This window comes from Streptomyces sp. NPDC047917, assembly GCF_043204345.1.
In the GTDB taxonomy this organism is placed as follows: Bacteria; Actinomycetota; Actinomycetes; order Streptomycetales; family Streptomycetaceae; genus Streptomyces; species Streptomyces sanglieri.
On sequence record NZ_JBIDCA010000021.1, the window covers coordinates 87,038 to 112,510 of the forward strand.

Sequence of the window (25,473 nt, forward strand, 5' to 3'; positions counted from 1 at the left end):
CGGGCTCACGCGGGCCGGCGGTATGTGCCGGGCGCGGCGTGGAGGGCCGGGGCGTCGGCCTCAGCACTGAGGCCGGCACCTTCGCGCCCGCCTTGTCGCCGCGGTCACGCCCGGTGGTGTTCGGCCGGAACGGCCGATGAGGCGGCCTCCCACTCGAACCCGTCCGGGTCGGTGAACGGGCCGGCGGCGCCGCCGATCACGAGCCCGTGCGTCCCGGTGCCCTCGGGAGAGACGCCGAGGTCCTTGGCCAGTGCGCGGCGCCGGTACAGCGCCAGTTTGACGGGGCTCTCGCCGGCCGCGAACTCGACGTACACACGGCTGAAGCTCTTCGCCACGGCAAGGCCCCGGCCGACGTAGAACCGCTTGCTCGCGATCACGTCCTCGACGCCCAGCAGGAGCACGATCTCGTCGATCTGCCGGGTGGCGGGGCCGGTGTCCTTCTTCGCCGAGGTCGCGACCTTCCAGATCGTCCCGTCCGGGGCCTGCACGACGCCGCCGTAGCCCCAGAGCGACTTCGCGGCGGGCTTCAGCGAGGTGGCGCCCGCGTCGAGTGCGGAGCCGATGAAGCTGTCGACGGTGGCGGGCCGGGACACCGTGAGCGCGAGCGTGAACCCGCGGAAGCCGGTGGTGGGGGCCTCCGAGGCGCGCAGGCGGATCTGGGTGTCCAGGCCGAAGGCGGTGGCGCAGAAGCGCTCGGCGGCCGCGGGGTCGGCCACCTCAAGGGTCACGGTTTCGATGGATGCCATGTCCATCACGCTAGTTACGGCACGGCGACCGGGGCTTCTCGATTCCTGACCGGTTCGGTCCGTACGCCGGCCGGCGCCACCTGCCTCGTCGCCGCCGAGCGGCTCAGCGCAGTTCCTGGATCCGGACCATGTTGCCCGCGGGGTCGCGGAAGGCGCAGTCGCGCATGCCGTACGGCTGCTCGGTCGGTTCCTGGACGACCTCGGCGCCGGCGGCCCGTACCTGCTCGAAGGTGGCATCGAGGTCCCGGGTGGCCAGCAGGATCCAGCCGTAGGTGCCCTTGGCCATCATCTCGGCGATGGTGCGGCGCTCGTCCTCGGTGACTCCGGGGTCGGCGGCGGGCGGGGCCAGCAGGATGGACGTGCCGGGCTGGTCGGCGGGACCGACCGTAATCCAGCGCATCTTGCCCTGGCCGACGTCGGCGCGTACCTCGAAGCCGAGGACGTCGCGGTAGAAGACCAGGGACTCCTCCGGATCGTCGTGCGGGAGGGAACTCGTGTGAATGGAGATGTCCATAACGATCATGCTAGGGGCTGTCCCGCAATTCCTGGTGGAACAGCGTGCGGCGTCAGATGCGGTGCATCGCAGGGCGGAGGGACGTCCACATACTGGATATATGTGGACGTTCCGACAACGCGGCGAGGTGCCGTAGCTGTCGTCGCACGCCCGCCAGGAACTGCGGGACAGCCCTTAGGCACGGCTCCGCGATCCGCGCCTCACGAATCCCTCGTGAACGCCTCGCGGCTTCCACCGCCGGTCCCCGGGGCGCGGCCTCAGCCCTTGGCCAGGGTTCGGTCGAAGAGGTGGAGCATCCGGTCCCAGTGGTGTTGCAGTGCGGCAGCGTCGAATGCCTCGGTGTCGGCCATGGTGAAGCCGTGGACGGTGCCGGGGTAGATCTCGCAGGTGTGGCCGACGCCCGCGGTTTCCAGCACCTGGTCGAGCTCTCCGACGGCCTCGGGTGACATGTCGCTCTCGGCGATGCCGAAGTGCACCTCGGCGGTGACCTGGGAGGCGATGCGGTGCGGGCTGTCGGGCGCGTCGGTGATCAGCGCGGAGGGGTGGAATCCGGCGACGGCGGCCACCCGGCCGGGGTGGGCCGCCGCGGTGCGCAGCGCCAGGGCGGCACCCATGCAGTAGCCGATCGCGGCGACCGGTCCCGCGCCGACCTCGGGCTGGGCAGTGAGGAACTTGAGATAGGCGTCGGCGTCACGCAGGGCGCGTTCGGTGGTGTGCGCCTCAAGCAGGGGCACCAGCCGGGCGAACAGCGCGGGCCGGGCCTCTGCTCCGATGCGCTCCGGAAGGTCGGTCACCGGTGCCGGGCCGTTCCGGTAGAAGACGTTGGGGACGAGCACGTAGTACCCGTGCCCGGCCAGTTCGCGGGCCATCTCCTCCAGCACCGGACGTACTCCGAAGATGTCCATGTACAGCAGCACTCCGGGGTGCCGCCCACCGCCTTCGGGAAAGGCGGCGAACGCGTCGGCCTGGCCGTCTTCGGTGGGAATCTGCAGCGTCTTGGTGGGCATGGGTACGAACCGTAGCAGCGGTGATCGATCCGACCATCGTCGAAGAAGAGGAACTCGGCGTGTGGGTACGGCAGTCGGCCGCCGGGAGGTGAGCTTCCCGGCGCCGGGTGTGCGGGCCCGTCCCCGCTCCGGGCCCTCCGCGTCCGCCGCTCGACCACCCTGCGTCCGGTAAGGGCTGTCCCGCAATTCCTGGTGGAACAGCGCGCGGCGTCGGATGCGGTGCATCGCAAGGCGGAGGGACGCCCGAATACCGGATGTATTCGGGCGTTCCGACAACGCGGCGAGGTAGCCGTCGTCGTGCGCCCGCCAGGAACTGCGGGACGGCCCTTGGCCGTCCGGCGTGCATAAGCGCAGGCCGGAGCGGTGCATCAGGCACGCATGAGGGCATGCATGGCCGCCCATCGGCGCATCGCCGCCAGGAGTTCCGTTCCGGCTCCCCGAGATCGCATGGTTGGTCCACGGCGCCCCGGACTCCCGGGGCACGCCGCCTCCCCCGTCCTCGAAGGAGCGATCACCCATGTCCGCGACCTCTCCCCTGCGTGTCCGTGCCGCCGCCATCGGCCTGAGTGCCATGGCCCTGATGACCGTTGCCGCCGTCACCGCCCCGAGCGGTCGGGCCGCCGCCCCGGCCGACGGCCGGCCGGCCGCCGCCGGCGTCGTTGTCACCACCCTGAAGTTCGTACGCAACTCCGCCGACCCGCAGAACTCGCGTCTGCTGGTGGTGCGCGGCAACAAGACGCAGGCCGTCTTCCGGGCCGGCTCCGGACTCGGCCGCAACCACGCCGAGGGGCGTGACGAGTGCGCCTCGGCGAAGGGGTGGCTGCCCGCGGGGACCTACACCGTCGGCGCCCGCCAGACCCGCTACAACGGCAACCTCATCAAGGGTTACGCCATCCCGCTGAGCAACAAGACGTGCAAGAACGGCCGGACCACGCGTACCGGACTCTTCATCCACAGCGAGATGACCCGCGCCGGAGGGCAGGGCGGCACCGAGAGCCGGCGCTGGGACGGCGTGGGCGACTACAAGTCCGCGGGCTGCATCAAGCTCGCCCCGGAGGACATCAAGAAGCTCTTCCGCAACCTCGGCCGGGGCGCGGCGCCCAAGCGTCTCGTGGTCGTCTGACGGCGGAGCGGAGGTGCTCCGGGTCGCCGCCCGGGGCACCTCTGTCAGCGCGTCGGCAGCTTTTCCTGCAACCAGTCGAAGACGACATCGCAGTGCTGCCGCGGGGCCATCGGGGAGCAGTGCAGCTGCGCCCCGGTGGCCGCGGTGAGTTTCACGTAGTCCTTGGGTGCCGTCAGCCTGTCGAACAACCGGCGCGGCTGTCCGGGGTAGAACTGCTCGTACTCGTAGTCCAGGACCAGGGTGGGCGCCGTGATGCGGTCCACCACGCCCGTGAGTGTCAGTGCCTCGATGCGTCTGGCGGGGGTGTGGAAGTCGGTGAAGACCTTGCCCTCGCGGGCGGCGAGCATCGCCGGGGCGGAGAAGGGTTCGAAGCGTTTCTTCATCGTCGCGGCATCGGCGGCGGACAGTTCGGGGACGACCTCCTTGTTCCAGATGTCGTTGGTCTCCGTCCTGCTCGGGGTGAGGATCTTCCGGATCTCCGGTGGGAACCCCAGCCAGGGTTCGAGGCATCCGGGCATCGCCACCAGGGCGGCGATCCGCTTCTCGAAGGCCGCGGCCCGGGGAGCCAGATTGCCCGCCATGCTCAGCCCGGCCAGGGCGATCCGGCCGGCGTCCACGTCGGAACGGGCGACCAGCCAGTCGACGAGCGGCGTGACCACGGTCTCCCAGCGCGGTGTGAAGACCACCCGGTCCACGAAGAGCAACTGTCCCTGGCCCGGCCCGTCGTACACGAGGGCGTTCCAGTCACGTTCCAGCGCGGCTGCGACGCCGTAGGACCACATGTCGACGTTCTGTCCGTCGCTGCCGTTCGTGAGGATGACGGTGGGGCGCTTCTTGCCGGAGTCGTCGGGGCGGAAGAACCACACCGGCAGCGGGGTCCGCCCGTACGGAACGTCCGACGTGACCGGCGCCGGTTCGCACAGCCCGCAGAACGTGTCCCAGGCGCCGCGTCCCGCCCGGTAGAGCTGCTCCTCGTCGGCGGGGGCGTCGGAGCCGAGCACGAAGAACAGTGCCTGGGCGTAGTACTGCGCGGCGCGCAGCGCGCGAAAGCGCCTGGTCTGCCGGTCGGGCCGGCTGCCTTCGGGCGTGCCCGTCAGCCGGTCGCCGAGCTTCTTGAAGGTCTCGACGTATGTCTGCGCGGAGAGACCGTCCTTGTTGATCGTGTTCACGGCGGTGAGCACCTCGCCCACCTCGCTGCCGCCGAACCCCGCGCCGCCGAGGGCCCACAGGCCGTTGAAGTTGAACGCCGGGTCCTGGAAGAGCGTCATCGCCCCGGGCGTGGTGTTCGCTGACGGACGGGTGGCCGACGCCGTGGGCACGGGCGAGGGCCCCTGCGCGGAGGGGGCCCTGTTCGCGGGTGTGCAGCCGGCGGCCAGCGCGGCCCCGCCCCAGCCGACGAGCCCGGTGAGCGCGGTGCGCCGGTTCGGCCGGGACGCCTCCTGCGGTACGTACGTCATACCGGCGACCGTAGGAGTCGGGGAGTCCGCGCCGCCCCGCACGACACAGTCCGTTACGCCGAACAGCCCGGGCGTCCGTCCGCCGGGCGGGGCGGCGTCATCCTCGTGGTCGGCGCGTGCGTCCGGCCCGGCGCGCCTCCCGCCCCGAAGATGGGTCAGCATACGGATCCGTATCGGTCCCGGCTCCGGCTCCGCGTACCGAGGCGTACGTGGTGGCCGCGGCCGGTCCCGGTGACCCATGGCGAGGAACGATGATCGTATCGATGGTGTCGATGCCGGAAGGGACCGTCACCAACCCCCATGTGTCGGAGGCACGTGAGCATCTGGCGGCATCCCGTTTCCTGCTCGTGGACGTCGAACTGCCCGAGGAGCAGCCGCCCGACGAACAGCCGGTCGCCCACCTGCTCGGGCTGGAGGCCGAGGACGTGGCGTGGCTCGGCAGGGAAGGCGAATCCGCGCGGGCCGAATTCCTCGGGGACAGCGCCGCGTTCGTCGTGCCCGCGGTCGAGGCGGAGCGGATCACGCACGTCCATGCCTTCGTGACCGAGCGATATCTGATCACGGTGCACCGAGGACCGGCCGGACCGGTCAGGAGCCTCACTTCCAGGTTGCCGCACGAACGGCCGCCCGACAGCGTGGCCGTGTTGTTCCTGCTGCTGGAAGAGGCCCTGGACACCTTCCGCCGGTCCGCCGTGCAGGCCCTGCTGGAGGTGGAGGACCTGGAGGACGAGATGTTCCAGCACCGGGTTCCGCAGCATGTCTACCGCCTGGCACAGCTGCGCCGGCGCGGGGCACTGCTGCACCACGCGCTGCTGCCGTACCTTCAGGTGACGGACGAGATCTTCACCCGCCGGATGATGAACCCCGGGTTTCCCGAGAAGCGCCAGAAGCTCGCTCGCGACTACCAGCACACCACGAGGCTGGTGCTCACGGACATCGAGTCGCTCCAGAACTCCGCCCGCCGCGCCTTCGCCAGTTACTCCTCGCTGGTGTCCGGCGAGCAGAACAGCGTGATCAACCGGCTGGCGATCGTGTCGACGATCTTCCTGCCGCTGAGCTTCCTGACCGGGTTCTTCGGCATGAACTTCACCTACTTGACCGACGAGCTGGAGAGCCGGGGCATCTTCTGGCTGCTCGCCGTGGGACTGCAGGTGGTGTTCCTGTTCGTTGCCCTCTACGCGCTGCACCGCACTCGCATCTGGCGGAGGCTGCGCGACGACGACGACGGCCACGACGACCAATAGCGGAATCCGCACACTCGAATGTTCATTTGAACTTGACCGTGGTAGAAATGGGCCATGGGTGTCGCCAATCGTCTGGACCTGACCCTGCGATTGGTGCAGGGCTCCGACCGGGTTTCCGTGTCGGAGCTCTCCCATCGTCTGGGCGTCTCGGAAATGACCGTGCGCAGGGACCTCGACGCGCTGGAGCGTCAGGGCCTGGTGCGAAGGGTGCACGGTGGCGCTGTCGCCACCCGTCCTCGTGAGGAGGACGCGGGATTCTCCGCGCGGGAACCCTGGCAGACGGCCACCAAGGACCGTCTGGGAGCTGCCGTGGCCGGGCTGGTGGAGCCGGGCTCGCGGGTGCTGCTCGACGCGGGGACCACGACCGTGCACGTCGCCGAACACCTGGCCGCCCGGGCCCCGCTCACGGTCGCCGTACTCAGCCTGCAGGCGGCCCTGACCCTGGCCGACCGGCCCGGGATCGATCTGTTGGTCGTGGGGGGCCGCTCCCGCCCCGGCGAACGATCCCTCGTCGGCCCGCTGGCGCTGCGCACGCTGGAGTCCCTGGCCTTCGACTGTTTCGTGATGTCCATCGGCGGTGTGCACGCCGAGCACGGCTGGTCGGAGTTCTCGCTGGACGACGCGGCCGTCAAGCAGGCCGGGATCGCCCGGACCACCCGCACGATCGCGGTGGCGGACGCGACCAAGCTGGGCGTACGCGCGTTCAGCCGGGTCGCCCCGCTCGACGCGGTGGACCGCTTCGTCACCGACAGGGCGGCCGAGGACGCCACCACGCACCCCAGCGGTCCGGCGACCCTGGACGCCCTGCGGGACGCGGGCGTCGACAGCCTCCTCGTCTGAACCCGTGCCCGGTGCCCTATCCGGCACCCGTCCCCAAGGAGTGAACGCCCATGACCGACGTTCCGCGCGCACTTCCGCGCACCCGCCCGCACGCCCTTCCGGACAACCGCCCGGACGCCCGCCCTGACGCCCTTCCGCGCGCCCTGATGATTCTCGTCGCGGGCCCCTACCGCTCGGGCACCGACGACGACCCCCGCAAACTGGAGGCCAACGTACGGGCGATGAACGAGGCCGCGCTCGTCCTCTTCCGCGCCGGGCACCTGCCCGTCACCGGCGAGGCCCTCGCCCTGCCGCTCCTGGAGACGGCCGACAGCGCCGGCCCCGGCGACGCGGTCTTCCAGGAGATCTTCCACCCCGTCGCCGAGCGGCTGCTCTCGCGCTGCGACGCGGTCCTGCGCATCGGCGGCCCCTCCGAGGGGGCGGACCGGATGGTCGCCCGGGCCCGCGCGCAGGGCAAGGACGTCTACCCCGCCCTCGACGCCGTCCCGGCCGCCCGATGACCGCCGGGATCGACACCCCCGACCGGCGCGGGCGCACCGGCCTGGACCAGCACGGCCGCGACCTCACCGGCAACCCGGACGTGCGGATCCGCGAGGTGGAGCTGCTCTCCAGCGACTGGTACGTCCTGCGGAAGACCACCTTCGACTTCCGGCACGGCGACGGACACTGGAGCCGCGAGCAGCGCGAGACGTACGACCGGGGCGACGGGGCGACCATCCTGCTCCACAACACCGACCGGCGCACCGTGCTGCTGACCCGTCAGTTCCGCCTCCCCGCCTATGTCAACGGACATCCCGACGGGATGCTGCTCGAAACCGCCGCCGGTCTCCTCGACGGCGACGGCCCGGAGGAGGCGATCCGCCGGGAGGCCACCGAGGAGACCGGACACACCGTCGGCGCCGTCGAGCGCGTCTTCGACGTCTACATGAGCCCCGGCTCGGTCACCGAGCGCCTGCACTTCTTCGCCGCCCCTTACGACACGGCCGACGTCCCGGTCGGTGGCGGCCCCGGCGGAGTCGCCGAGGAGGGCGAGGACATCACCACCGTGGAACTGCCGTTCACCGAGGCGCTCGACCGGATCCGCAACGGCACGATCGCCGACGCCAAGACCATCATGCTGCTCCAGTGGGCCGCCCTCGACGGGCCGTTCGCGCGGTGATGGCACGGGGATCCGGGCTGCTCGTCGCCGTGCGAGGGGGCGGGCGGCTCATCGCCGTGCGAAGGAGCGGGCGGCTCATCGCCGTGCGGGCCCGGGCGGTGTGATCGAGGCGAGGAAGTCGTCGACCATGGCGATCTGTACGTCCTCGGGGAACCGGCCGGGGTCGAAGAGTGCCTGGACGACGAGTCCGTGGGTGAAGGCGACGGCGGTGGCGGCGAGTCGCTCCGGGTCGGCGGCTGCGGGCACTTCGCCCAGGCCGCGCGCGGCCTCGAACTGCGGGCGGAGCGTCGAGCGCAACCGGGTGTAGCGGTCGGCCTGGTCCGTGGCGAGTCCGTCGTCGGCGAGGGCCAGGTCCCAGGAGCTGACCCAGATGCGGTTGCGGGCGGTGTCGCCCTCGGTCAGCGGCAGGATGTCCAGCAGCATGGCCCGCACGGTGGCCAGGCCGTCGGCCGGACGGTCGCGGCGCGGGCGTTCCGCGGTGCGCTTCTCCAGCAGGTCCAGGGCATGCGCGATCAGGGCCCGCTTGGTCGGGAAGTAGTGCATGAGCATCCCGGTCGAGACGCCCATCGCGGCTGCGACGGCGCGCAGGGTCAGCCCGCCGAACCCCTTGTCGGCGAGGACCTGCCACACCGCCCGGGACACATCGTCACGTCGGGCTTCACGGTCTCCGGGTGCGGGCGGCATGCTGCTACCTTACGTACCGAACGCTTGTTACGTACCCAGGGACGAGGTTTCCGTGTTCACACTGCCGCTCGGCGACACCGCTCAGCTACGCCCTCTGGAACCCTGGCACGCGCAGGAGTTCCTCGCCCACATAGACCGCGCGCGGCCCCATGTGGACCCCTGGATACCCTGGGCGACCTTCAGCACCGACCGAGCCTCCGCCACCGCGGTCCTCCAGCGCTACGCCGACAAGCAGGCCGGGGACGCCGGCCGGATCTGCGGGATCTGGCTGGACGGCACGCTCGTCGGCGGCGTCATGTTCACGCGCTTCGACAGCGCTTCCGGAGTGTGCGAGGTCGGCTGCTGGCTGGAGGCCGCCGGGGAGGGCCGGGGGCTGGTGACCCGGGCGTGCCGGGCGCTGCTCGACTGGGCTTTCGCGGAGCGTGGGATGAGCCGGGCCGAATGGTGGGTCCGGGCGGGCAACACCCGGAGCGTCGAGGTCGCGCGCCGGCTGGGGATGACCCGTGACGGTGTGCTGCGGAAGCACACCGAGTACCGGGGCGAGCGGCACGACATCGAGGTCTGGTCGGTCCTGACCGAGGAGTGGTCCCCCGCGGCGGAGGCACCCGCGGGAGGAGCACCCGTTTCCGAGGTCAAGGCCGAACTCGACCGGCTGACGCGCACCCTCTTCGGCGCTTTCACCAACACCGGCGGCAGCCGGCCCGACCTCGGTGTCGTCCGTGAGGTGTTCATTCCGCAGGGGACGATCATCGCGAACACCGGAGGCACCGACGCCGAGCCGGTGGTGTACGACCTGGAGTCCTTCATCGCTCCCCGGGAGAAGATGCTCACCGACGGAACGCTGACCGATTTCTCCGAGTGGGAGGTCGCCGAGCGTACCGAGGTCTTCGGGTCCGTCGCGCACCGGTTCAGCCAGTACCGGAAGTCCGGCATCCGCGACGGCGAGCGGTTCGAGGGTTCCGGCCGCAAGACGATCCAGTTCGTACGGACTCCTACCGGCTGGCGGATGAGCTCGATGGCCTGGGAAGACGCGTAGGCGCTCCCTCGTCCCGGGCGGTCCGGACGCGGGAGGCCCAGAAGGTCAGTACGGCCGTCCCCGTGAAGAGGACCGCGGCGACACCGCCGATGACGTGCAGACCGGTGGTGAACGCCTCGCGTGCCGTGTGCAGCAGTTCGGCGCCCCGGTCGGCGGGAAGGTGCCGGCTCGCCTCGACCGCGCCGGCCAGCGATTCGGACGTGCCGTCAGTCCGGCTGCGGTAGACCACTGCGGCCAGCACCCCGAGCAGCGCGAAGCCGAGCGAGCCGCCGAAGTAGTTGCCGGTCTCCGACATCGACGCCGCCGAGCCCGCGCGTTCCGGTGGCACGGACCCGATGACCAGCCCGGTGCCCAGCGCGAACAGTGGCCCGGTGCCCAGCGCCAGTACGGTGATACCGGTCATCACCAGCGGCAGGGCGTGCCCGCCGTCGGCGAAAACCAGCAGCAGACTGCCCAGCGCCGATACCGCGAGCCCGCCGGCGATCGCGGTCGGCTGCTTCATCCGGCGGGCGAGCGCCGGCGCGGTCATGGTGCCGACCGCCACGCCCAGGCCCATGGGCGCGAACAGCATCGCCGACGCGACCGGCGAATGGCCCAGCACGTTCTGGAGGTACTGGGTCACCTGCAACCCCGTACCGGCCATGGCCATGCCGGCGAAGACCAGCGCGACGAGCACGGCCGTGAACGGGCGGCCGCGCAGCAGCCGGAGATCCAGCAGCGGCGTCTCCAGCCGCAGTTGCCGGCGTACGAACAGCACGCCGACGGCCGCGCCGACGACGACCGCGCCCACCGGGACGAGGGGCACGCTCCCGGCGCCCACGCTCTCGACGGCCAGCCGCTTGATTCCGTAGACCAGCAGGAGCACCGCCGCGAGCGACTGCCCGACGCCGAGCGGGTCCAGCCGCCCGGCCCGGTCGCTGCGGAACTCCGGCAGCAGGACCGGCCCGGCGAGCAGCAGCACCACCATGGCCGGCACGGCGACCAGGAACACCGAGCCCCACCAGAAGTGCTGGAGGAGGAATCCGGCGAGTACGGGGCCGAGCGCGCCGCCGGTGAACTGGCAGGTCGCCCAGACCGCGACGGCCCGCCCGCGCTGCCGTTCGTCGCGGAACATGTTGGTGATCAGCGCGAGGGTGGAGGGCACCAGGGTCGCCCCGGCGACGCCCAGCAGTGCTCGGGCGACGATCAGCATCAGCGGGTCGACCGCGAAGGCGGCCACGACCGACAGCACCGCGAAGGCCGCGCAGCCGGTCATCAGCAGCCGTCGGCGGCCGATCCGGTCGCCGAGCGTGCCGGTCGTGATGACCAGGCCGGCCACCATGAGTCCGTAGCTGTCGCTGATCCACAGCTGCTGGACGTCGGTGGCCCCCAGGTCGGCGCTCAGTTGTGGGAGCGCGAGGAGCAGTGCCGTCATATCCATGGCGACGAGAAACGTCGGCAGCATGAGGACGACCAGCCCCAGCCATGCCCGGTTGACTCGCATGTCGGAAACTCCCTGTTCTTTCGATGTGTCGCCGACTGGTCGGAGCTGCCGGGAGTTTCTTGACATCGGTACGGGCGGCGCGGCGGCGAAAATCTTCCGCGGAAGTTCCGGCGGGGACGTCAAGACGGCCGCGTCGGCTCCGACCCACTGGGCGAAGGGCCCGACCGGGCCCGCGAATCACGAGGAGTGCCAGAGATGAAGTTCCTGATCAGCATGCACATCAACCCGGCCGTGCTGGACGCGCTGACCGACGAGGAGAAGGCGGCGATCGGCGGCGGCCACGGCGAGTTCATCGAGGCGCTGAAGAAGTCGGGCGAGCTGATCAACACGCAGGCGCTGGTCGACCCGTCCCAGGCCGTCGTGGTGTCCGTGCGCAACGGCCAGCCGGTGGTGACCGACGGGCCGTTCCTGGAATCGAAGGAGTACCTGGGCGGCTTCTACCTGGTCGACTGCGAGAACAAGGAGCGGGCGATCGAGCTGGCGGCGCGGATCCCGGATGCCGCGATCGACGGTCTGGGCATCGAGGTGCGGCAGGTGATGTTCGCCGACGGACAATTGGAGGCATGACAGCACCAGCCATCGAGGACCTGCTGCGTGAACTCACGCCGCAGGTCCTGGGCACCCTGGTACGCCGGCAGGGCCGGTTCGAAGAGTGCGAGGACGCAGTGCAGGAGGCCGTCCTCGCCGCCGCGGTCCAGTGGCCGGCCGAGGGGGTGCCGGACAACCCGCGCGGCTGGCTGGTCACCGTCGCGTCCCGGCGGCTCATCGACCAGCTGCGCAGCGACCACGCCCGCCGCGAGCGGGAGTCGGCGACGGCCGCCGAGGTGGTGCCCGAGGACGTGCCGGACACCGACGACACGCTCGTCCTGCTGTTCCTGTGCTGCCATCCGACGCTGACCGCGGCCTCCCAGACCGCCCTGACGCTGCGGGCGGTCGGCAGTCTGACCACTGCCGAGATCGCCCGCGCGTTCCTGGTGCCGGAGGCCACGATGGCGGCCAGGATCAGCCGGGCCAAGCAGCGCATCAAGGCCGCCGGCAGCTCCTTCGGGCTACCGGAGGGCGCGGAGCGCGAGGAGCGGCTGCGGGTCGTCCTGCACGTGCTCTACCTGATCTTCAACGAGGGCTACACCGCCTCCTCCGGCCGCGAGCTGCACCGCGCGGACCTCGCGCACGAGGCGATCCGGCTGACCAGGTCGGTGCACGCGCAACTGCCCGGGGACGGCGAGGTGACCGGGCTGCTCGCGCTGATGCTGCTCACCCACGCCCGCCGCCCGGCGCGCACGTCGGCGGCGGGCGACCTGGTGCCGCTGGACGAGCAGGACCGTACGCAGTGGGACCGCGAACTGCTCGACGAGGGGCTGGGGCTGGTCAAGTCGTCGCTGGCCGGTCCGGCGCTGGGCCCGTACCAGTTGCAGGCCGCGATCGCCGCCACGCACTCCGACGCGGCCACGGCGAAGGAGACCGACTGGCCGCAGGTGCACGCCCTCTACCTGGTACTGGAGCGGATCGCGCCCAACCCGATGGTCACCCTCAACCGGGCGATCGCACTCGCCGAGACCAAGGGCCCGCCGGCCGGGCTGGCCCTGCTGGCCACCCTGGACGGCGACCAGCGGATGGCCGGGCACCACCGGCTGTTGTCCGTACGCGCGCACCTGTTGGAGAGGACCGGCGACACGGCCGGTGCGTACGAGCACTACCGCCGCGCCGCGAAGGCCACTGCCAGCATCGCCGAGCAGCGCTACCTGGAGTTCCGGGCCGGCCGCGTGAAGCCATGAGCGCTGTCCCGCAGGTCCGGAACTCCGCCCGGGATGCCCGGATCACACGGACACCGGCACCGGCACCGGCACCGGCACCGGCACCGAGCGAACGCCCGGACCACGCAAACGCCCGAGTCACTCGGACACCGGATCGAGCGAACCGCCCGGACCACACGAACGCCCGGACCACCCGGACACCGGATCGAGCGAACCGCCCGGACCACACAGACGTCCGGACCACACTGACGCCCGGACGCCCGAATCACACGGCGGGGAGGGCGTAGATCCGCTTTCCGTGCATCACGGCCAGCCGGTCGCCCGCCGCCGCCACGTACCACTGCTGGATGTCGCCGCTCTTGTCGTTGTACGTCCAGCGCAGCTTCCCGGTCGCCACGTCGAAGGCGTGTACCCCGCCGGCCTTGTCGAACTCGGTCGCGCCGTACAGGGTGCCGTTCACCTTGGCGAACTGCCACGCCTGCGTCGCCTTGTCCCGCAGGTCCTCGTTGTGCCAGATCTGCTTGCCCGTGGCGGGGTCCACCGCCCACATGGCGCGTGCGCTGTCGGCCGCATAGAGCACCCCGTCCAGGACATGCGGGTCGTTGAACGCGCTGAACTCCTCCGTCCGGAGCGACCAGCGTTCCTTGCCCCCGGCGAGGTCGAAGGCGCGCAGCCGCCGACCGTCCGCCACGATCACCAGGTCCTTGTGCACGGCAAAGCGGCGGTTGTTGGACCGGCTGATCTTCTTCGTCCACAGCTGCCGGCCGGTCGCCGTGTCGCGGACGGTCACGTTCTCCCGGTAGTCCGTGTAGACCAGGCGCCCGTCGACGGCCGCGGCGGTGATGCCGAACTCCTCGGTCCCCGCGTCGCGCTGCTCGCGCCAGGCGACCTTGCCGGAGGTGGTGTCGATCGCGGCGATCACGTTGTTCGGCGAGGTGAAGTCCTTCTCCAGGATGCCGGCGAGTACGTACACATGGCGGTCGTCGGCGGCGATCGGGCGCGGCTGCTCGTACTGCTTGCCCAGTCGGCTGCGCCAGGTCTCCTTGCCGGTGGCCGGATCCAGTCCCACCACGTCGCCGTCGTACTCGGCGCTGGCGAGGTAGAGCGTGCCGCCGCCGAAGATGAGCTTGGCGCCGGGTGTGGTGACGCCGCGGCGCGACCACTTCTCCTTGCCGGTGGTCATGTCCCGTCCCACCAGCGGATCGCCCGACACCAGGGCCACGTTCCCGATCACCGCGAGCGCTTCGTTGCCGGACAGACTGGTGTTCGCGGCTGCCGCCCGCCACAGCGGCTCGGGCGCGGTGCCCGGCGGCGGAGTGGTGAAACCGCCGCCCTGTTCACCCCCGCCCGGCTTCGAGCTGCCGCTCGGCGTGCCCGCAGCCTCCTCGGGGCCGCACCCCACGAGTCCGGCCCCGAACACGGCCAGCCCCACCCCTGTCCCGGCCAGCCCGAGTATCCGCCTGCGCGACACCATCTGCCCGCCACGACCGCTCACGTCTGTTCCCTCTTCCGTCCAGCTGTTCCGACGTCCCCCTGGGACCCCTTGAGCGCCGCCAGGCTAACCGGCGATTTTCGGCCGGACGCCGACTGGCACACAGCCGGGACACAGCCGTGAACCTCCCGTCACAGGGCAACCGTCGCCCCAACCGCACCCGGAACCTCAGACGTACTGCCCCGTGCGACCGGAGGCTGACGCCGATACGTCTCGTGGTTGAGGTGGGCGCGTCAGGATCTACGGATCGTGGCCGATGGGCCGGGAGGCGGGGGCGTGAAGGATGGATCGCACCACCAAAGAACGCCAACTCCCGGGAGAACACAGTGATTTCGATGTCCCGCCGCAGGACGACTGCAGTGCTCGCCGCACTCGCCATCTGCCTGCCGCTGAGCGGCGCCTCGGTCGCTTCCGCCACTGCCGAGTCACGTGGGGCGAAGCCGGCTTACGCGAGCGTCACCGGAAGCGCGGAGTTCGTACTGCCCTACTACGAGGACGACGACATCCGCTCGTTCACCTTCGACGCTCATGCCGCCCCGTACAGCCGGCCACTGCCCGGGATCCCCACGGGCCTCCCCACCGATGCCCGGGGCACGATAAAGATCTCCCACTACTCCGCCGACCGGAACACCACGTACACGTCCAAGGGGCGGGTGGACTGTCTGGTGACCGGTCCGCACACCGCGACGCTGACGGCGGTCATCACCGAGGTCGGCCCCGGCGGGCCGCCCGATGTCGGGCGCCGGATCGGTTTCAGCGTCTACGACGGCGGCAAGGGCAGCGGGCAGCGCTCCGGTGACCGTGTCGGGTTCTCCTGGAACGGTGTGAACCTGGTGCCGAACGGCGACGCCGCGCCCGAGGAAGCCACGGTCGGCACCTGCATGGCGCCCGCACCGTACGCCCCGGTGACCAAGGGCGGCTACAAGGTCACGCATGCCGAACTGCCGCCGGTGCCCCAGGATTTGGCCGCGGTCCGACGGAGCACGTCGTAACAGAACGACTCCCCCGACAGAGCACGTCGTAGCCAGACGGACTCGCCCGGGACCGGCGGGGCGACGGTCGGCCGTCGCCCCGCCGGTGGTTCTGCGGTGCCGGCCGGCTACGCGCGGCTCCGGCGACGGCGCGTGAACGCGAGGAGGCCGAACCCGAGGGCGCCCAGTACGGCGGCCGCGGCCGCGTACATGGTGACCTGGGCACCGGTGGTGGCGAGGGAACCCTCGCCCTTGGACGGGGCCGGGGACGACTCGGTGGGTGCGGGAGTCGACTCGGATTCCGTGGGGGCCGGCTGGGACGGCTTCGTGGACTCGGTGGGCGGGGGAGTCGACTCGCCCGGCTGGGTCGGCGAAGGAGAGACGGACTTGCCGGGCGTGGTCGGTACGGGCGGCGCCGGCTTCTCGGGCTGGGACGGCTTGGGCTTGCACTTGAACGCCGGGGAGCCGGACCACGGGTAGTTGTGGGTCTCGTTGCCCGAGCCGTGGGTCTTCACGTCGCCGCCGATGTACACGCGGCCGTTGGTGCTCGCGGTGAGATCGGCGGAGGCCTTGGGGGCGAGGAGCGACCCCATGAAGTTGCCCCCACCGCCGAGGGTGAGCGAGGTGGAGCCCTCGAAGTTGTACAGGATCCGCGAGGCGGCCTCGCCGAAGACGGGCGAGTCGTACGTGTCGGCACGGTCCCCGTTGAAGCCGACGGACATCGGGGCGACGGACACCGTGTGGGATCCGGTCACGTTGACCACGACGGACGCACCGTCCGGGATGCCCTCGAAGAGGAACGTCGAGGTGCCGTCGAGATCAGCGGCGGAGATCTCGAAGACCTGCAGGTTTCCCTTGCTCGCGCCGGTGCTCTTGAAGGTCACCGTGCCGCCTTCGCTCACGGTCGTGCCGGTGGGCTTCAGCGCTCCGAGGGACGACGACTCGTCGCCGATGGTCCGGTCGAACGTGTCGTAGGGGCTAAGGGCCTCCTTGGCTCCCACGCCCGACTTGCGCTCGCCGCCGTTCGTTTCCAGGTTGCCCTTCTCGTCGATCCCCTTGCCCACGTGGACGGAACCGCCGTAGCGGGGGCCGGCCGTGAGGCCGTGCCCGACGTCGACGGTCGTTCCCTTGGCTATCGACAGGTCCCCGCCGACGGCGAGCATCACATCGCCCGACTCCGGGAGGATGCCGGAGCCCGCGCCGACCCGGCCGACGTTGAACGTTCCTCCCGAGTCCTTCGCGAAGGTCGCGTCGCCCTTGACGACGAGCAGCCCCTCCGCCTCGGCCGAACCGCCGTCGACGGTGTAGTTCCCACCGGCGAAGAGGGCCACGTTGCCGTCGGTGAACATCGGGTTGTGACCGATGCCCGGCACCTCACCGGAGGCCGGGCACGACTTCGACCTGTCGGAAACGTCGGTGGGAACGGCCGCATGGGAAGTTCCGCTGCCGAGCAGGCCGAGAGAGAGAACCAGCGCGACTGCGCCGCTTCTTCCCGCAACGGCACTTCCACTCATTCGCATAATTTTTCTCACCCTATCGTTGGAGAATACGGGGCATTATTCACGCCCCACTGGAACCATGCGTGAAATCTGAATCACCTTCACGCCGGAAGAACTATTACCGATGCCACCCTTGCGGGGCCGCCTGGGCATAGGAATCATGGTCGGACGAATTCGTCTCCGCCACGAGCGCCTCGCGGGTCAACGGCCCGTAGGTCCCGAGTTCCTCGGGAATGTTCCGCGCCTTCTGGAATCGACTCAGCGCCACTTGAACATCCTGCGTGAAAATTCCGTTGGGCGAACCGAGGTACAGGTAGAGCTGCCCCAGCCGCTGCTGAAGGTCCTTGACCTCGGGGCCCGTACTGCCCAGACCGATGGTGTTCCGGTCCGTCGACCTGGCGTTCGCGGGCGGCGAAGGGGGCGGCGGAGTGGGCGAGGGAGGCGGAGGAGGAGAAGGAGGAGTGGCGGACCGCGAAGGCGGTGCCGACGGCGCCACAGGGGTTCCGGAAAGCTCCCGTACCGGTCTTGCGGGAATGGTCGCAGGAGCCGCGGGCAGGGACGTGCGAGGCACCTCTTTCGAGGGCGCCGCGGAGACGGAGGGGGAGGCGGCCGAGAAGGACGAGGAAATGTAGCCGGAATGCTGATTGGTTATCGCGACACAGACCAGATAGACAGCGATCGCGGCACCGATACCCGCCACCGTGACACCGATCAACAGCACGGGATAACTGGTTTTCCCCTTTCCCTTCCCCTTCCCCGTACCTTTCCCCTTGTCCTCCTCGCTTCCCGAGGTGCCGTCCTTCGCGTTGCCCCTTCCGGGAACCGGGCGCCGGACGGGTGCGGTGGAATCCTGGCGGCGCGGGGCCTGCCGGGAGGGGAGCGGTGAGTACCTCGGCCGGGGAGCGTGAACGGCGTCGTCGAAGAGTTCGATGTCCGCTTCACGGACGCCGTCGCCGACTTGATGAGGTGCGGCTATCTTTCCGAACACGAGCCTCTCACCGGGCGGCATGCAGTCACAGGCAGGCCCTGAGGCGGAGTCACGCCCCGATCCGCACGACGTGCATTGCTGAAAGCTCACTTACTCTGAGCTCCTTGTCCAAACGGGTAGGTTCATGGGCGCGATCAGGGCACGACGCGGACGGAAAATCCACGCGGTTGGGGGTGTGGGGCCGCAGCAGCCGAGGTGACGGCCAGGGCAGCCGGGATGACGGCCGGGGGCGGCCGGGGCACATCGGGAACTCCAGGTCATGGTGGAACCGGGGGGATCTTGTGGGGATGTGGTGACTCTGACTCACGCGGGAGTTGGGCGTCAACTAGCCGCAATCAACCCCAAAAAAGACTTTTGGTGATGTGGCACCTTAAGCGGACTTTAAAATGTGTCGCACGTCACAAGAATGTTGGACTTTCAGGTCAGGGCATGACGAAGCAGCAGCCCTGGGGGCGCTCTTGGCGTCACCGACGGCGATGCCCGGCCTCGGAACGAGACCGGGCACCTTCCGACGAGCCGCCGCGAGGAGCGGCAATGCCGCACCGTCCGTCCGGTCCCTACGTACGAGCTCCGGGGTTCCGGCGCGGGGGCGGGAGCGGGGGGCGGGGGCACTACTGGGTACCCGTCAGAGTCACCGGCCCACCCGGCATCGAAGTGCCGTTCGGGTAGCCGGGGGACAAGAACTCGTATGCCTGATCGGACAGTTGCAGAGCAATGGGGTACGTGCCGGGAGGCCGAGATGATCGTCAGGCCGGCCTCCGGTGCGCCGGCCTCCGGTGCGCCGGCCTCCGGTGCGCCGGACTCCGGTGCGCCGGACTCCGGTACGCCGGACTCCGAGCCGTACAGAGCGACGTTCCCGGCATTGTCCATGATGATCAGGCCGGCGATGGGGCAGTGGCGACCGGGTTCGGCGACGCCGTGAACGCGTCCGCGGAAAGCACTCTTCGGCTGTGCCCGTGCCGCCTGGGCCTCGCCCTCGACCGGCAGCACCTTGGGCGGCCCGCCCCTGGCAGCGGGCTCCCCTACCGACGCGCCAGCGCGTGCCGGTCCGCCCAGGCGTTGATCGCCGCGGCCAGCTCTTCGGGGCGGTCCTCCGGGGAGTGGTGGCCCGCGAGACCGTGCCGGGACACCTCCAGGCCCGCGATGTTCTCCTCGCACCAGGCCACCGTCCCCCGGTCGGTCATCGCGCCCGGACCCGGCTCGAACGCGGCGAGCAGCTTGGGGACCTCGGGGCTGGCGGCCAGCCAGGCGTCGTAGTGCTCGACGCGGGCCACGACGTCTGCGGGCTCACCGTCCAGCGGCATCATGCGCGTCCACGCCAGTACCGGGCGGCGGCTGTGCGGGGTCGGAAAGGGACGGCGGTAGATCTCCAGGTCGGCGGGGTCGAGCGGGGTGGCGAGTGTGTCCGGAAGCCCCTCGATGAACAGCGACTTCTCCAGGATCATCTCCTCGCCCACCCCGGGAGCACGCAGCAGCGTGAACAACTCCCGTCCTGCCGCCGGGAATTCGTCGCCGACCAGCGGCTTGACGATCGTCTCGGTGAAGGCGATGCCACGGACGCGGTCCGGGAGACGTGCGGCGCGGTCGAAGGCGAGCGCCCCGCCCCAGTCGTGGCCGACGAGGACCGCCTCGGCAAGGCCGAGGGCGTCGAACCAGGCGTCGAGGTAGCGGGCGTGGTCGTCGAAGGAGTAGGCGAGATCGGGCTTGCCGGAGTCGCCCATGCCGATGAGGTCGGGGGCAAGCAGGCGGCGGCCGGGCGCGGCCACTCCCGGCAGGACGTTCCGCCACAGGTGGGAGGAAGTGGGGTTGCCGTGCAGGAAGACGAACGGCAGCCCGTCGGGGTCACCGGACTCCCGGTGGTGGATGGTGGAATCGAGAACGGGAAGGGTGGGCATCGCGATATCGCTTCGCTTTCCGTGAGGGGGCTCAGAGGTTGAGGGTCAGGGCGCGGTCGACGGCGATCTCGATGACGACCAGGTCCTCGGGTGTGGGCGGGGCCGCGCGGTAGCGGGCGGTGTAGCGGTGGACCGCCTCGGTCAGGCGTACGGGGTCGTCGGTGACGGTGGCCCGGCCTTCGAGGGTGACCCAGCGGAAGCCGTCCGCCTGGCAGAGCGCGACATGGGCCGCCCGGCCGCCCGCCGCCACGTTCCGGGCCTTGCGCGCTCCCGCCCGGGTGGTCACCCGCACCAGGCCGGTGGCCGTGTCGAAGGTGAAGCGGACGGGGGTGACGTGCGGGGTGCCGTCGGGGCGCAGGGTGGTGAGGGTGGCGGTGTGGGGGCGGGCGAGGAACGCCCGTGTGGTGGCCGGGAGTTCGGTGGCCGCCCGGCCCACTCGCTCCTCACCCCCGCCCGGCCCCCTCTCCCTCCCGGCCCGCCGGCCCCCGCCCCCTCCCGGGTCGTGTCCGGTGAGGTGGCGGTCTGTTGGTCCGTCTGCGCCGAGGGCTGCGGTACGCATCATGTCGGGCCATCCCTTCGTGTGGTTCGCGGAACGCCCTTGACTGTCCCGGTCACCGAACGCAGGCTCAACGCTGATGAATAACGCCCCTCCTGCCTCCGCCCGCACCCGAGGCCGCCCCCGCGGCAACCCGCCGACCCGCGAGTCGATCGTCTCCGCGGCCGGGACGCTGTTCCTGAAGCGTGGCTACCGGCGCACGACGCTGCGCGCGGTGGCCGGGGCGGCCGGGGTCGACCCGGCGCTGATCGCGTACCACTTCGGCTCGAAGAAGGGCCTGTTCGCGGACGTGATGCAGTTCCAGTGCGCCAACGCGCTGGCGGTGGACGATGTCCTCGGCGGCGATCCGGTCACCCTCCCCGACCGTCTGATCGACGCGGTGACCGATCTGTGGGAGGACTCCGACTTCCGGCAGCTCAGCACCCGGGGCGAGGAGGCCGCCGAGGTGATCCGCGAATACCTGGAACACGAGCTGCTGGCCCGGCTTGTTGAATTTATCGGCGGCCGGGACGCGACCGCACGCGCCACGGCCGTGGTGACGATCCTCGGCGGCCTCATCTACACCCGCTACCTCAACCCCCTCCCCACCCCATCGGCCCTCACCCCGTCCGAGACCCGCCGTGTCCTCGCCCCGGCACTGCGCGCGGCGCTGGGCGCGCGGCCCGAAGCGGGGCGGAACGGCGGAGCGCCCCCGAGGATCGGTCCCGGCAGAGCGGTCCCGGCGAGTTGGAGAGGTCAGGCAGGTCGGACGGATCAGACAGGTCTGGCGGATCAGACAGGTCAGGCCGGTCAGGCGGATCAGACAGGTCGGGCGGATCAGGTCAGGGACTTCCCGGACTCGACGACGACCCCGTAGAGGTCGGAGATCGTGGCGAGCGCGCTGCGGTGGATCTGATCGGCGGTCAGCTCGGTGCCGATCGAACGCAGCGGGCGCGTCGCGCAGGCGTCGGCCACCACCGTGGGCCGGTTCCCGCGCAGGAAAGCGCCCTCCGTGGTGAACGTGACACACATGTGCGTCATGAAGCCCGCGACGATGACGTCCGTGTTGCCGGCGGCGTCGACGTGCTCGGCCAGGTCGGTGTCGACGAAGGCGTTCGGGGCCTTCTTCACGACGACGGGCTCGCCCTCGACCGGCGCCACGCTCGGGTGGATCCGGCCGATCTCCGCCCGGATGTCGTACGGGGTGCCCTCGCCGCCGTCGTTGATGACGTGGATGACCTTCGTACCCGCTTCACGGGCCCGGCCCAGCAGCGCGGCGGCGGAGTCGAGCGCGGCCTGCCAGCCCTCCAGCTCCATCACGCCACCGACATAGGTGTTCTGGTAGTCGACCAGGATCAGGGTCGAATCGGCGAGCGACGCGGGCGTCTCATCGAAGCCGTTGAGTTCGCGCAGAGTCGTCGTAGCCATGGAATTACCGCCTCGTGTCGGGCCAGGATTTGTCGCCCACCCACTCGGTGAGCCGCATCCAGAACGCTACGGTCGGCCGAGACGTGTCTGCAATGCCGTCTAACATGCAGATACCGACATCACAGGCACCGACATCGCAGATACCGCCGTCGCGGGTACCGACATCGCGGGTACCGACCGGCGATACCGACATCGCAACTGGCGACATCGCAGGTACCGACCGGACGGAGACCGCATGAGCACCATCGAACGACTCGTCGTCATCGTCCTCTTCGAGGGCGTCGATCTGCTCGACGTCACCGGCCCACCGGAGGTGTTCGCCCTCCTGCGACGCGAGACGGACGACGAGACGGGCTACACCGTGCTCCTCGCCGCCGAGACTCTGGACCCCGTCACCACCTCCGCCGGCGTGCGCATCCTCCCCGACATCACCTTCGAAGAGGCGGCCACACGAAGCATCGACACCCTCCTGGTGCCCGGATCGGTGGAAGTGGACGACCGGCGCCGCGTACACGCACTCACCGACCCCGCCGTGGTCGACCGGGTGCGGGCACTCGCCGCCAGGACGCGGAGGGTCACATCGGTCTGCGTCGGAGCACACATCCTCGCCGCCGCCGGGCTGCTCGACGGCAAGCGCGCCACCACCCACTGGTCGACCGCGCAGCAACTCGCCGCCGACCATCCCGCGGTCGAGGTCGACGCGGACCCGATCTTCATCCGCGAAGGCGACGTGTGGACCGGAGCGGGCATCAGCGCCTGTCTCGATCTCTCGCTCGCCCTCGTCGCCGACGACTTCGGCGAGAGCGTCGCGCTGCGTGTCGCCCGGCAACTCGTGATGTATTTGAAGCGGCCGAGCGGACAGAGCCAGTTCAGCGTCCCCCTCGAACCCCTCTCCACGACACGGCGCATCGAGGACCTCCGCCACCACGTCATGGGCAACGTCGGCGCACCGCTCACCGTCGCGGACCTCGCCGCGTACGCCCATGTCGGCGAGCGGCAGCTCACCCGGATCTTCAAGGCCGAGCTCGGCATGACCCCGAGTGCGTACGTCGAGTCGGTCCGCGTCGAGAGGGCACGCAACCAGCTCGAATCCACCGATGCCACGCTCGAACGCATCGCGTCCACCTGTGGGTTCGGTACCACCGACACCCTCGTCCGGGCGTTCCGCCGGAAACTCGACACAACACCGACGGAGTACCGGCAGCGGTTCCGGGCCGGCCCCGACGTTCCGTCCTCACGGGGCGGCCGACGACGGAAGGACTGAGAGAGCCGTCCCGTACAGCCTCTATAGGTTGACGTGCATGACGCACTGTACCCGCAGGCACCGGACCCGGCCGGATTCGAGCAGGAGCCCGGCTGCGCGGAGACGCTCGGGCGCCCGCTGCCCGACCAGATCCGGTGGCTGTGGGAACGCGGCGGCCAACCGCTGCCCGCACTGCTGGTCGGCGACGAAGAGGCGGAGGAGGGCCTGAACACCTTTCCGCATGGGGAAGGGCTGCTACGGATCGACCGGGCCACGGATCTGCACGCCATGATGGTCTCGGCCGGCGAGTGGCCCGGCAGCCGGCTGCCGTTCACCGCGGGCGACCCGGACGATCCGTACGCGGGAACGTTCCTCGGTACCGGGACCGGGAAGGCCGGCCGCTGGGGGCTCACCGCCACACCCTGACCGGCTCCGACGGGCCCGGCGGAGATCGCATCCCCGCGGGTGCGGGGAGCAGAGCGAGTCGTCGCCGTCGCCCTCAAGGACAAGGGTGTCCCCGTCCCCGAGATCGCGGTGTCCCCGTCCCCGAGATCGCGAAGAAGCTGAGGCGGTCGCCTCTGCGTCGACGGAAAAGAAGGTCGACCTCTTGAAGTCTGGGATCCGCCGTGCGCAAGGCCAAAGCCGCCCCGGGTCGTGAGGCCGGGGCGGTTGAAAGGCGTGCAGGAGGTTGTGTGGCTTCGACCATGTCTCATTTGGGTGAGGCAGCGGCAGATGAGAGTTGCGGCGATACCGACGAGGGCGAGGTAGTGCTCGGACCGGTCGGGGCGAAGAAGGCGCGGAGGATCACGGTTCGAGGTAGGGGGCGATGGTGGCGGCTGTGGTGGCGGATCTCAGGTAGTTCTCGGCGTGGTGGAAGCCGAACAGGGGGTTGATGACGGTGGTGTGGTCCAGGGCGATCCCGTCGAAGAACCGACCCAACTGCGGCGGGATCGCCACGGGGTCGCCTGGGTCGGCGATGTTGACCCATCGCGTTCCGCCGGGCAGGCGCGCTCCCCTTCGTGCCGGGCCGGCGCCCTGCGGCGCGGGGGTGAGACGCTCGAAGACGGCGCGGGGCAGCGCCAGGGGAGAGCCGAGGGTGAGGAACAGTTCGGGTCGCAGTTCCGGGTGGGCGTGCAGGGCTTCGTAGGCAACGACGGAGCCCAGAGAGTGTGCGATGACGATGCGGGGAGCGTGCTGGGTGATCCGCAGGGCTACTTCGTCGCGCGCCGCTACGCGTTCCGGGGCGTTCTCGGCCCGTAGGTAGGCGGCCACCTCGCGGAACAGCAGCTGGATGAAGACGCGCAGGGGACCTTCGGCGAGGTTGAACCTCCGGGCCACCCAAGACGCCAGTACCCGCAGGGGAACTGTGGCGTGGCCCTGTGACACTTCCTGGGGAACCCCCAGCTGCCGTGCCCATGCGGTGAGCATCTCCTGTGCCAGTGGGTCGTCCAGGGCGTCGGGGCTCCCTGCCCCTTGAATCACCGGACCGTTGACGAGCCTGTCCGCGTAGTACGCGAAGTCGAGAGCGACCCGGTCCGGGGCGACGTCGAGCCCGAGGGTCAGCTGCCGTGCCCACGCTCGGGCCTTGAGCGTCCGCAGCTCTTCGAGGCGGGCGCCGGACACCTCGGGGCCAAAGCCGTTGCCCACACCGTGCACGGCGACGATGCGAAGGGGAGAGGTGGCGGTGCTGGTCATGGAAGCCTCCGAATGAGGGGGGTCAGGCTGAGGACGACCACGTCGTCGCCGACACCGAGAACGACAGTGCCGTCGGCGGCAACAGCTATGGGGCTCGTTGCGACAGGCAGGCGATAAGTGGTGAGACAGGCTCCGGTGGTCAGGTCCCACACCCGCAGCAACTTGTCGTAGCCGGTGGTGAGGGCGTGGGGACGGCCGTCCAGCTCCGCCACCACCATCGAACGGACCGAGCTGGTGTGGCCGACGAGTTGACGGACCTGTTCTCCGGTAGCCAAGTCCCACACCCGCACCGACCCATCGCTGCTGGCAGTGACGGCATGGGGGCGGCCATCCAGCTCCGCCACCACCACCGCCCAGACCGGGCCGGTGTGGCCGACGAGTTGACGGACCTGTTCTCCGGTAGCCAAGTCCCACACCCGCACCGACCCGACGTAGCCGGTGGTGAGGGCGTGGGGGCGGCCATCCAGCTCCGCCACCACCACCGAAAAGACCCAGTCGGTGTGGCCGACGAGCTGACGGACCTGTTCTCCAGTGGTCAGGTCCCACACCCGCACCGACCCATCGCTGCTGGCAGTGACGGCATGGGGGCGGCCATCCAGCTCCGCCACCACCACCGAAAAGACCCAGTCGGTGTGGCCGACGAGCTGACGGACCTGTTCTCCAGTGGTCAGGTCCCACAC

General features: G+C 70.4%; 26 protein-coding genes and 1 pseudogene. 13 read left to right on the forward strand and 14 right to left on the reverse strand.

Annotated features, from left to right (window positions below):
* Positions 1 to 104: 104 nt before the first annotated feature.
* The 3 genes from ACGF8B_RS38700 to ACGF8B_RS38710 form a co-directional block, all read right to left on the reverse strand.
* Entirely contained in the window at positions 105 to 746 is a 642-nt protein-coding gene (locus ACGF8B_RS38700; protein WP_392747256.1) for a glyoxalase, read from the reverse strand.
* A gap of 103 nt (positions 747 to 849) precedes the next feature.
* A complete protein-coding gene (locus ACGF8B_RS38705; protein ID WP_392747258.1) occupies positions 850 to 1,260 on the reverse strand; it encodes a VOC family protein in 411 nt (136 codons plus the stop codon).
* Positions 1,261 to 1,517: 257 nt separating this feature from the next.
* Positions 1,518 to 2,267, reverse strand: a complete 750-nt coding sequence (locus ACGF8B_RS38710; RefSeq protein WP_392747259.1) for a dienelactone hydrolase family protein — start codon at positions 2,265 to 2,267, stop codon at positions 1,518 to 1,520.
* A gap of 517 nt (positions 2,268 to 2,784) precedes the next feature.
* Here ACGF8B_RS38710 and ACGF8B_RS38715 point away from each other — a divergent pair.
* Entirely contained in the window at positions 2,785 to 3,390 is a 606-nt protein-coding gene (locus ACGF8B_RS38715; protein ID WP_392747261.1) for a L,D-transpeptidase family protein, read from the forward strand.
* Positions 3,391 to 3,434: 44 nt separating this feature from the next.
* Here ACGF8B_RS38715 and ACGF8B_RS38720 read toward each other — a convergent pair whose 3' ends face one another.
* Positions 3,435 to 4,847, reverse strand: a complete 1,413-nt coding sequence (locus ACGF8B_RS38720; protein WP_392747262.1) for an alpha/beta hydrolase family protein — start codon at positions 4,845 to 4,847, stop codon at positions 3,435 to 3,437.
* Between the two features lie 251 nt (positions 4,848 to 5,098).
* On the opposite strand from ACGF8B_RS38720, the gene ACGF8B_RS38725 reads away from it, so the two are divergent.
* The 4 genes from ACGF8B_RS38725 (at position 5,099) to ACGF8B_RS38740 (ending at position 8,090) form a co-directional block, all read left to right on the forward strand.
* Positions 5,099 to 6,091: a CorA family divalent cation transporter gene (locus tag ACGF8B_RS38725; RefSeq protein ID WP_392747263.1), complete on the forward strand. Its 993-nt coding sequence runs from the start codon at positions 5,099 to 5,101 to the stop codon at positions 6,089 to 6,091.
* 54 nt (positions 6,092 to 6,145) lie between these two features.
* Positions 6,146 to 6,931 carry a DeoR/GlpR family DNA-binding transcription regulator gene (locus tag ACGF8B_RS38730; protein ID WP_392747264.1) on the forward strand — a complete coding sequence of 262 codons (786 nt, stop codon included), beginning with the start codon at positions 6,146 to 6,148 and terminating at the stop codon, positions 6,929 to 6,931.
* Between the two features lie 146 nt (positions 6,932 to 7,077).
* Positions 7,078 to 7,431 (forward strand): DUF4406 domain-containing protein, encoded by a 354-nt coding sequence (locus ACGF8B_RS38735; protein WP_392747345.1) that lies wholly within the window; start codon positions 7,078 to 7,080, stop codon positions 7,429 to 7,431.
* Positions 7,428 to 8,090 (forward strand): NUDIX domain-containing protein, encoded by a 663-nt coding sequence (locus ACGF8B_RS38740; protein ID WP_392747266.1) that lies wholly within the window; start codon positions 7,428 to 7,430, stop codon positions 8,088 to 8,090. Before ACGF8B_RS38735 ends, ACGF8B_RS38740 begins: the two co-directional genes overlap by 4 nt.
* Positions 8,091 to 8,165: 75 nt before the next feature.
* Here ACGF8B_RS38740 and ACGF8B_RS38745 read toward each other — a convergent pair whose 3' ends face one another.
* Positions 8,166 to 8,774, reverse strand: a complete 609-nt coding sequence (locus tag ACGF8B_RS38745) for a TetR/AcrR family transcriptional regulator (RefSeq protein ID WP_342281091.1) — start codon at positions 8,772 to 8,774, stop codon at positions 8,166 to 8,168.
* 52 nt (positions 8,775 to 8,826) lie between these two features.
* On the opposite strand from ACGF8B_RS38745, the gene ACGF8B_RS38750 reads away from it, so the two are divergent.
* Positions 8,827 to 9,810, forward strand: a complete 984-nt coding sequence (locus ACGF8B_RS38750) for a GNAT family N-acetyltransferase (RefSeq protein ID WP_392747267.1) — start codon at positions 8,827 to 8,829, stop codon at positions 9,808 to 9,810.
* Here ACGF8B_RS38750 and ACGF8B_RS38755 read toward each other — a convergent pair.
* Positions 9,767 to 11,293 carry an MFS transporter gene (locus ACGF8B_RS38755; RefSeq protein WP_392747269.1) on the reverse strand — a complete coding sequence of 509 codons (1,527 nt, stop codon included), beginning with the start codon at positions 11,291 to 11,293 and terminating at the stop codon, positions 9,767 to 9,769. The two genes, ACGF8B_RS38750 and ACGF8B_RS38755, sit on opposite strands and share 44 nt — an antisense overlap.
* Before the next feature lie 195 nt (positions 11,294 to 11,488).
* On the opposite strand from ACGF8B_RS38755, the gene ACGF8B_RS38760 reads away from it, so the two are divergent.
* Both ACGF8B_RS38760 and ACGF8B_RS38765 read left to right on the forward strand, forming a co-directional pair.
* A complete protein-coding gene (locus ACGF8B_RS38760; RefSeq protein WP_266694972.1) occupies positions 11,489 to 11,860 on the forward strand; it encodes a YciI family protein in 372 nt (123 codons plus the stop codon).
* Positions 11,857 to 13,068: an RNA polymerase sigma factor gene (locus tag ACGF8B_RS38765; protein ID WP_392747271.1), complete on the forward strand. Its 1,212-nt coding sequence runs from the start codon at positions 11,857 to 11,859 to the stop codon at positions 13,066 to 13,068. Before ACGF8B_RS38760 ends, ACGF8B_RS38765 begins: the two co-directional genes overlap by 4 nt.
* A 244-nt stretch (positions 13,069 to 13,312) precedes the next feature.
* On the opposite strand, the gene ACGF8B_RS38770 is transcribed toward ACGF8B_RS38765, so the two are convergent.
* Positions 13,313 to 14,521: a PQQ-binding-like beta-propeller repeat protein gene (locus ACGF8B_RS38770; protein ID WP_392747346.1), complete on the reverse strand. Its 1,209-nt coding sequence runs from the start codon at positions 14,519 to 14,521 to the stop codon at positions 13,313 to 13,315.
* 353 nt (positions 14,522 to 14,874) lie between these two features.
* Between ACGF8B_RS38770 and ACGF8B_RS38775 the strand changes: the two genes are divergently transcribed.
* The gene (locus tag ACGF8B_RS38775; RefSeq protein ID WP_392747273.1) at positions 14,875 to 15,531 is read left to right on the forward strand and encodes a hypothetical protein; all 657 of its coding nucleotides are present in this window, start codon (positions 14,875 to 14,877) and stop codon (positions 15,529 to 15,531) included.
* 107 nt (positions 15,532 to 15,638) lie between these two features.
* On the opposite strand, the gene ACGF8B_RS38780 is transcribed toward ACGF8B_RS38775, so the two are convergent.
* Together ACGF8B_RS38780 and ACGF8B_RS38785 are read right to left on the reverse strand one after the other, a co-directional pair.
* Complete coding sequence (locus ACGF8B_RS38780) at positions 15,639 to 17,024, reverse strand: choice-of-anchor A family protein (protein ID WP_392747275.1); 1,386 nt, start codon at positions 17,022 to 17,024, stop codon at positions 15,639 to 15,641.
* Positions 17,025 to 17,127: 103 nt separating this feature from the next.
* Positions 17,128 to 17,505 (reverse strand): peptidoglycan-binding protein, encoded by a 378-nt coding sequence (locus ACGF8B_RS38785; RefSeq protein WP_392747347.1) that lies wholly within the window; start codon positions 17,503 to 17,505, stop codon positions 17,128 to 17,130.
* Here ACGF8B_RS38785 and ACGF8B_RS38790 point away from each other — a divergent pair.
* Entirely contained in the window at positions 17,471 to 17,641 is a 171-nt protein-coding gene (locus ACGF8B_RS38790) for a hypothetical protein (protein WP_392747354.1), read from the forward strand. The genes ACGF8B_RS38785 and ACGF8B_RS38790 overlap by 35 nt on opposite strands.
* Before the next feature lie 1,378 nt (positions 17,642 to 19,019).
* On the opposite strand, the gene ACGF8B_RS38795 is transcribed toward ACGF8B_RS38790, so the two are convergent.
* On the reverse strand, positions 19,020 to 19,898 hold the full coding sequence (locus ACGF8B_RS38795) for a haloalkane dehalogenase (protein ID WP_392747349.1): 879 nt from the start codon (positions 19,896 to 19,898) through the stop codon (positions 19,020 to 19,022).
* A gap of 25 nt (positions 19,899 to 19,923) precedes the next feature.
* On the reverse strand, positions 19,924 to 20,328 hold the full coding sequence (locus tag ACGF8B_RS38800; protein ID WP_392747277.1) for a pyridoxamine 5'-phosphate oxidase family protein: 405 nt from the start codon (positions 20,326 to 20,328) through the stop codon (positions 19,924 to 19,926).
* A 199-nt stretch (positions 20,329 to 20,527) separates the two neighbouring features.
* Between ACGF8B_RS38800 and ACGF8B_RS38805 the strand changes: the two are divergent.
* Positions 20,528 to 21,124, forward strand: a pseudogene (locus ACGF8B_RS38805) (TetR/AcrR family transcriptional regulator); the annotation flags it as partial.
* 140 nt (positions 21,125 to 21,264) lie between these two features.
* Here the strand turns inward: ACGF8B_RS38805 and ACGF8B_RS38810 are convergent.
* Complete coding sequence (locus tag ACGF8B_RS38810; RefSeq protein ID WP_392747278.1) at positions 21,265 to 21,855, reverse strand: cysteine hydrolase family protein; 591 nt, start codon at positions 21,853 to 21,855, stop codon at positions 21,265 to 21,267.
* Positions 21,856 to 22,090: 235 nt separating this feature from the next.
* Between ACGF8B_RS38810 and ACGF8B_RS38815 the strand changes: the two genes are divergently transcribed.
* The gene (locus ACGF8B_RS38815) at positions 22,091 to 23,119 is read left to right on the forward strand and encodes a GlxA family transcriptional regulator (protein WP_392747279.1); all 1,029 of its coding nucleotides are present in this window, start codon (positions 22,091 to 22,093) and stop codon (positions 23,117 to 23,119) included.
* A 33-nt stretch (positions 23,120 to 23,152) separates the two neighbouring features.
* Positions 23,153 to 23,524 carry a hypothetical protein gene (locus tag ACGF8B_RS38820; protein WP_392747280.1) on the forward strand — a complete coding sequence of 124 codons (372 nt, stop codon included), beginning with the start codon at positions 23,153 to 23,155 and terminating at the stop codon, positions 23,522 to 23,524.
* Between the two features lie 378 nt (positions 23,525 to 23,902).
* Here ACGF8B_RS38820 and ACGF8B_RS38825 read toward each other — a convergent pair whose 3' ends face one another.
* Positions 23,903 to 24,793 carry a serine peptidase gene (locus ACGF8B_RS38825; RefSeq protein ID WP_392747282.1) on the reverse strand — a complete coding sequence of 297 codons (891 nt, stop codon included), beginning with the start codon at positions 24,791 to 24,793 and terminating at the stop codon, positions 23,903 to 23,905.
* A partial coding sequence (locus ACGF8B_RS38830) for a WD40 repeat domain-containing protein (RefSeq protein WP_392747284.1) occupies positions 24,790 to 25,473 on the reverse strand: 684 nt, incomplete at its 5' end. The genes ACGF8B_RS38825 and ACGF8B_RS38830, both read right to left, overlap by 4 nt.

Excerpts from the sequence above, each read along its gene's own strand:
- ACGF8B_RS38705 (WP_392747258.1), bottom strand. The coding sequence starts at position 1,260 with ATGGACATCTCCATTCACACGAGTTCCCTCCCGCACGACGATCCGGAG.
- ACGF8B_RS38810 (WP_392747278.1), bottom strand. The coding sequence starts at position 21,855 with ATGGCTACGACGACTCTGCGCGAACTCAACGGCTTCGATGAGACGCCC.
- ACGF8B_RS38715 (WP_392747261.1), top strand. The coding sequence starts at position 2,785 with ATGTCCGCGACCTCTCCCCTGCGTGTCCGTGCCGCCGCCATCGGCCTG.
- ACGF8B_RS38775 (WP_392747273.1), top strand. The coding sequence starts at position 14,875 with ATGTCCCGCCGCAGGACGACTGCAGTGCTCGCCGCACTCGCCATCTGC.
- ACGF8B_RS38745 (WP_342281091.1), bottom strand. The coding sequence starts at position 8,774 with ATGCCGCCCGCACCCGGAGACCGTGAAGCCCGACGTGACGATGTGTCC.
- ACGF8B_RS38765 (WP_392747271.1), top strand. The coding sequence starts at position 11,857 with ATGACAGCACCAGCCATCGAGGACCTGCTGCGTGAACTCACGCCGCAG.
- ACGF8B_RS38815 (WP_392747279.1), top strand. The coding sequence starts at position 22,091 with ATGAGCACCATCGAACGACTCGTCGTCATCGTCCTCTTCGAGGGCGTC.
- ACGF8B_RS38740 (WP_392747266.1), top strand. The coding sequence starts at position 7,428 with ATGACCGCCGGGATCGACACCCCCGACCGGCGCGGGCGCACCGGCCTG.
- ACGF8B_RS38700 (WP_392747256.1), bottom strand. The coding sequence starts at position 746 with ATGGCATCCATCGAAACCGTGACCCTTGAGGTGGCCGACCCCGCGGCC.
- ACGF8B_RS38780 (WP_392747275.1), bottom strand. The coding sequence starts at position 17,024 with ATGAGTGGAAGTGCCGTTGCGGGAAGAAGCGGCGCAGTCGCGCTGGTT.
- ACGF8B_RS38770 (WP_392747346.1), bottom strand. The coding sequence starts at position 14,521 with ATGGTGTCGCGCAGGCGGATACTCGGGCTGGCCGGGACAGGGGTGGGG.
- ACGF8B_RS38710 (WP_392747259.1), bottom strand. The coding sequence starts at position 2,267 with ATGCCCACCAAGACGCTGCAGATTCCCACCGAAGACGGCCAGGCCGAC.
- ACGF8B_RS38760 (WP_266694972.1), top strand. The coding sequence starts at position 11,489 with ATGAAGTTCCTGATCAGCATGCACATCAACCCGGCCGTGCTGGACGCG.
- ACGF8B_RS38720 (WP_392747262.1), bottom strand. The coding sequence starts at position 4,847 with ATGACGTACGTACCGCAGGAGGCGTCCCGGCCGAACCGGCGCACCGCG.
- ACGF8B_RS38825 (WP_392747282.1), bottom strand. The coding sequence starts at position 24,793 with ATGACCAGCACCGCCACCTCTCCCCTTCGCATCGTCGCCGTGCACGGT.
- ACGF8B_RS38735 (WP_392747345.1), top strand. The coding sequence starts at position 7,078 with ATGATTCTCGTCGCGGGCCCCTACCGCTCGGGCACCGACGACGACCCC.
- ACGF8B_RS38730 (WP_392747264.1), top strand. The coding sequence starts at position 6,146 with ATGGGTGTCGCCAATCGTCTGGACCTGACCCTGCGATTGGTGCAGGGC.
- ACGF8B_RS38755 (WP_392747269.1), bottom strand. The coding sequence starts at position 11,293 with ATGCGAGTCAACCGGGCATGGCTGGGGCTGGTCGTCCTCATGCTGCCG.
- ACGF8B_RS38725 (WP_392747263.1), top strand. The coding sequence starts at position 5,099 with ATGATCGTATCGATGGTGTCGATGCCGGAAGGGACCGTCACCAACCCC.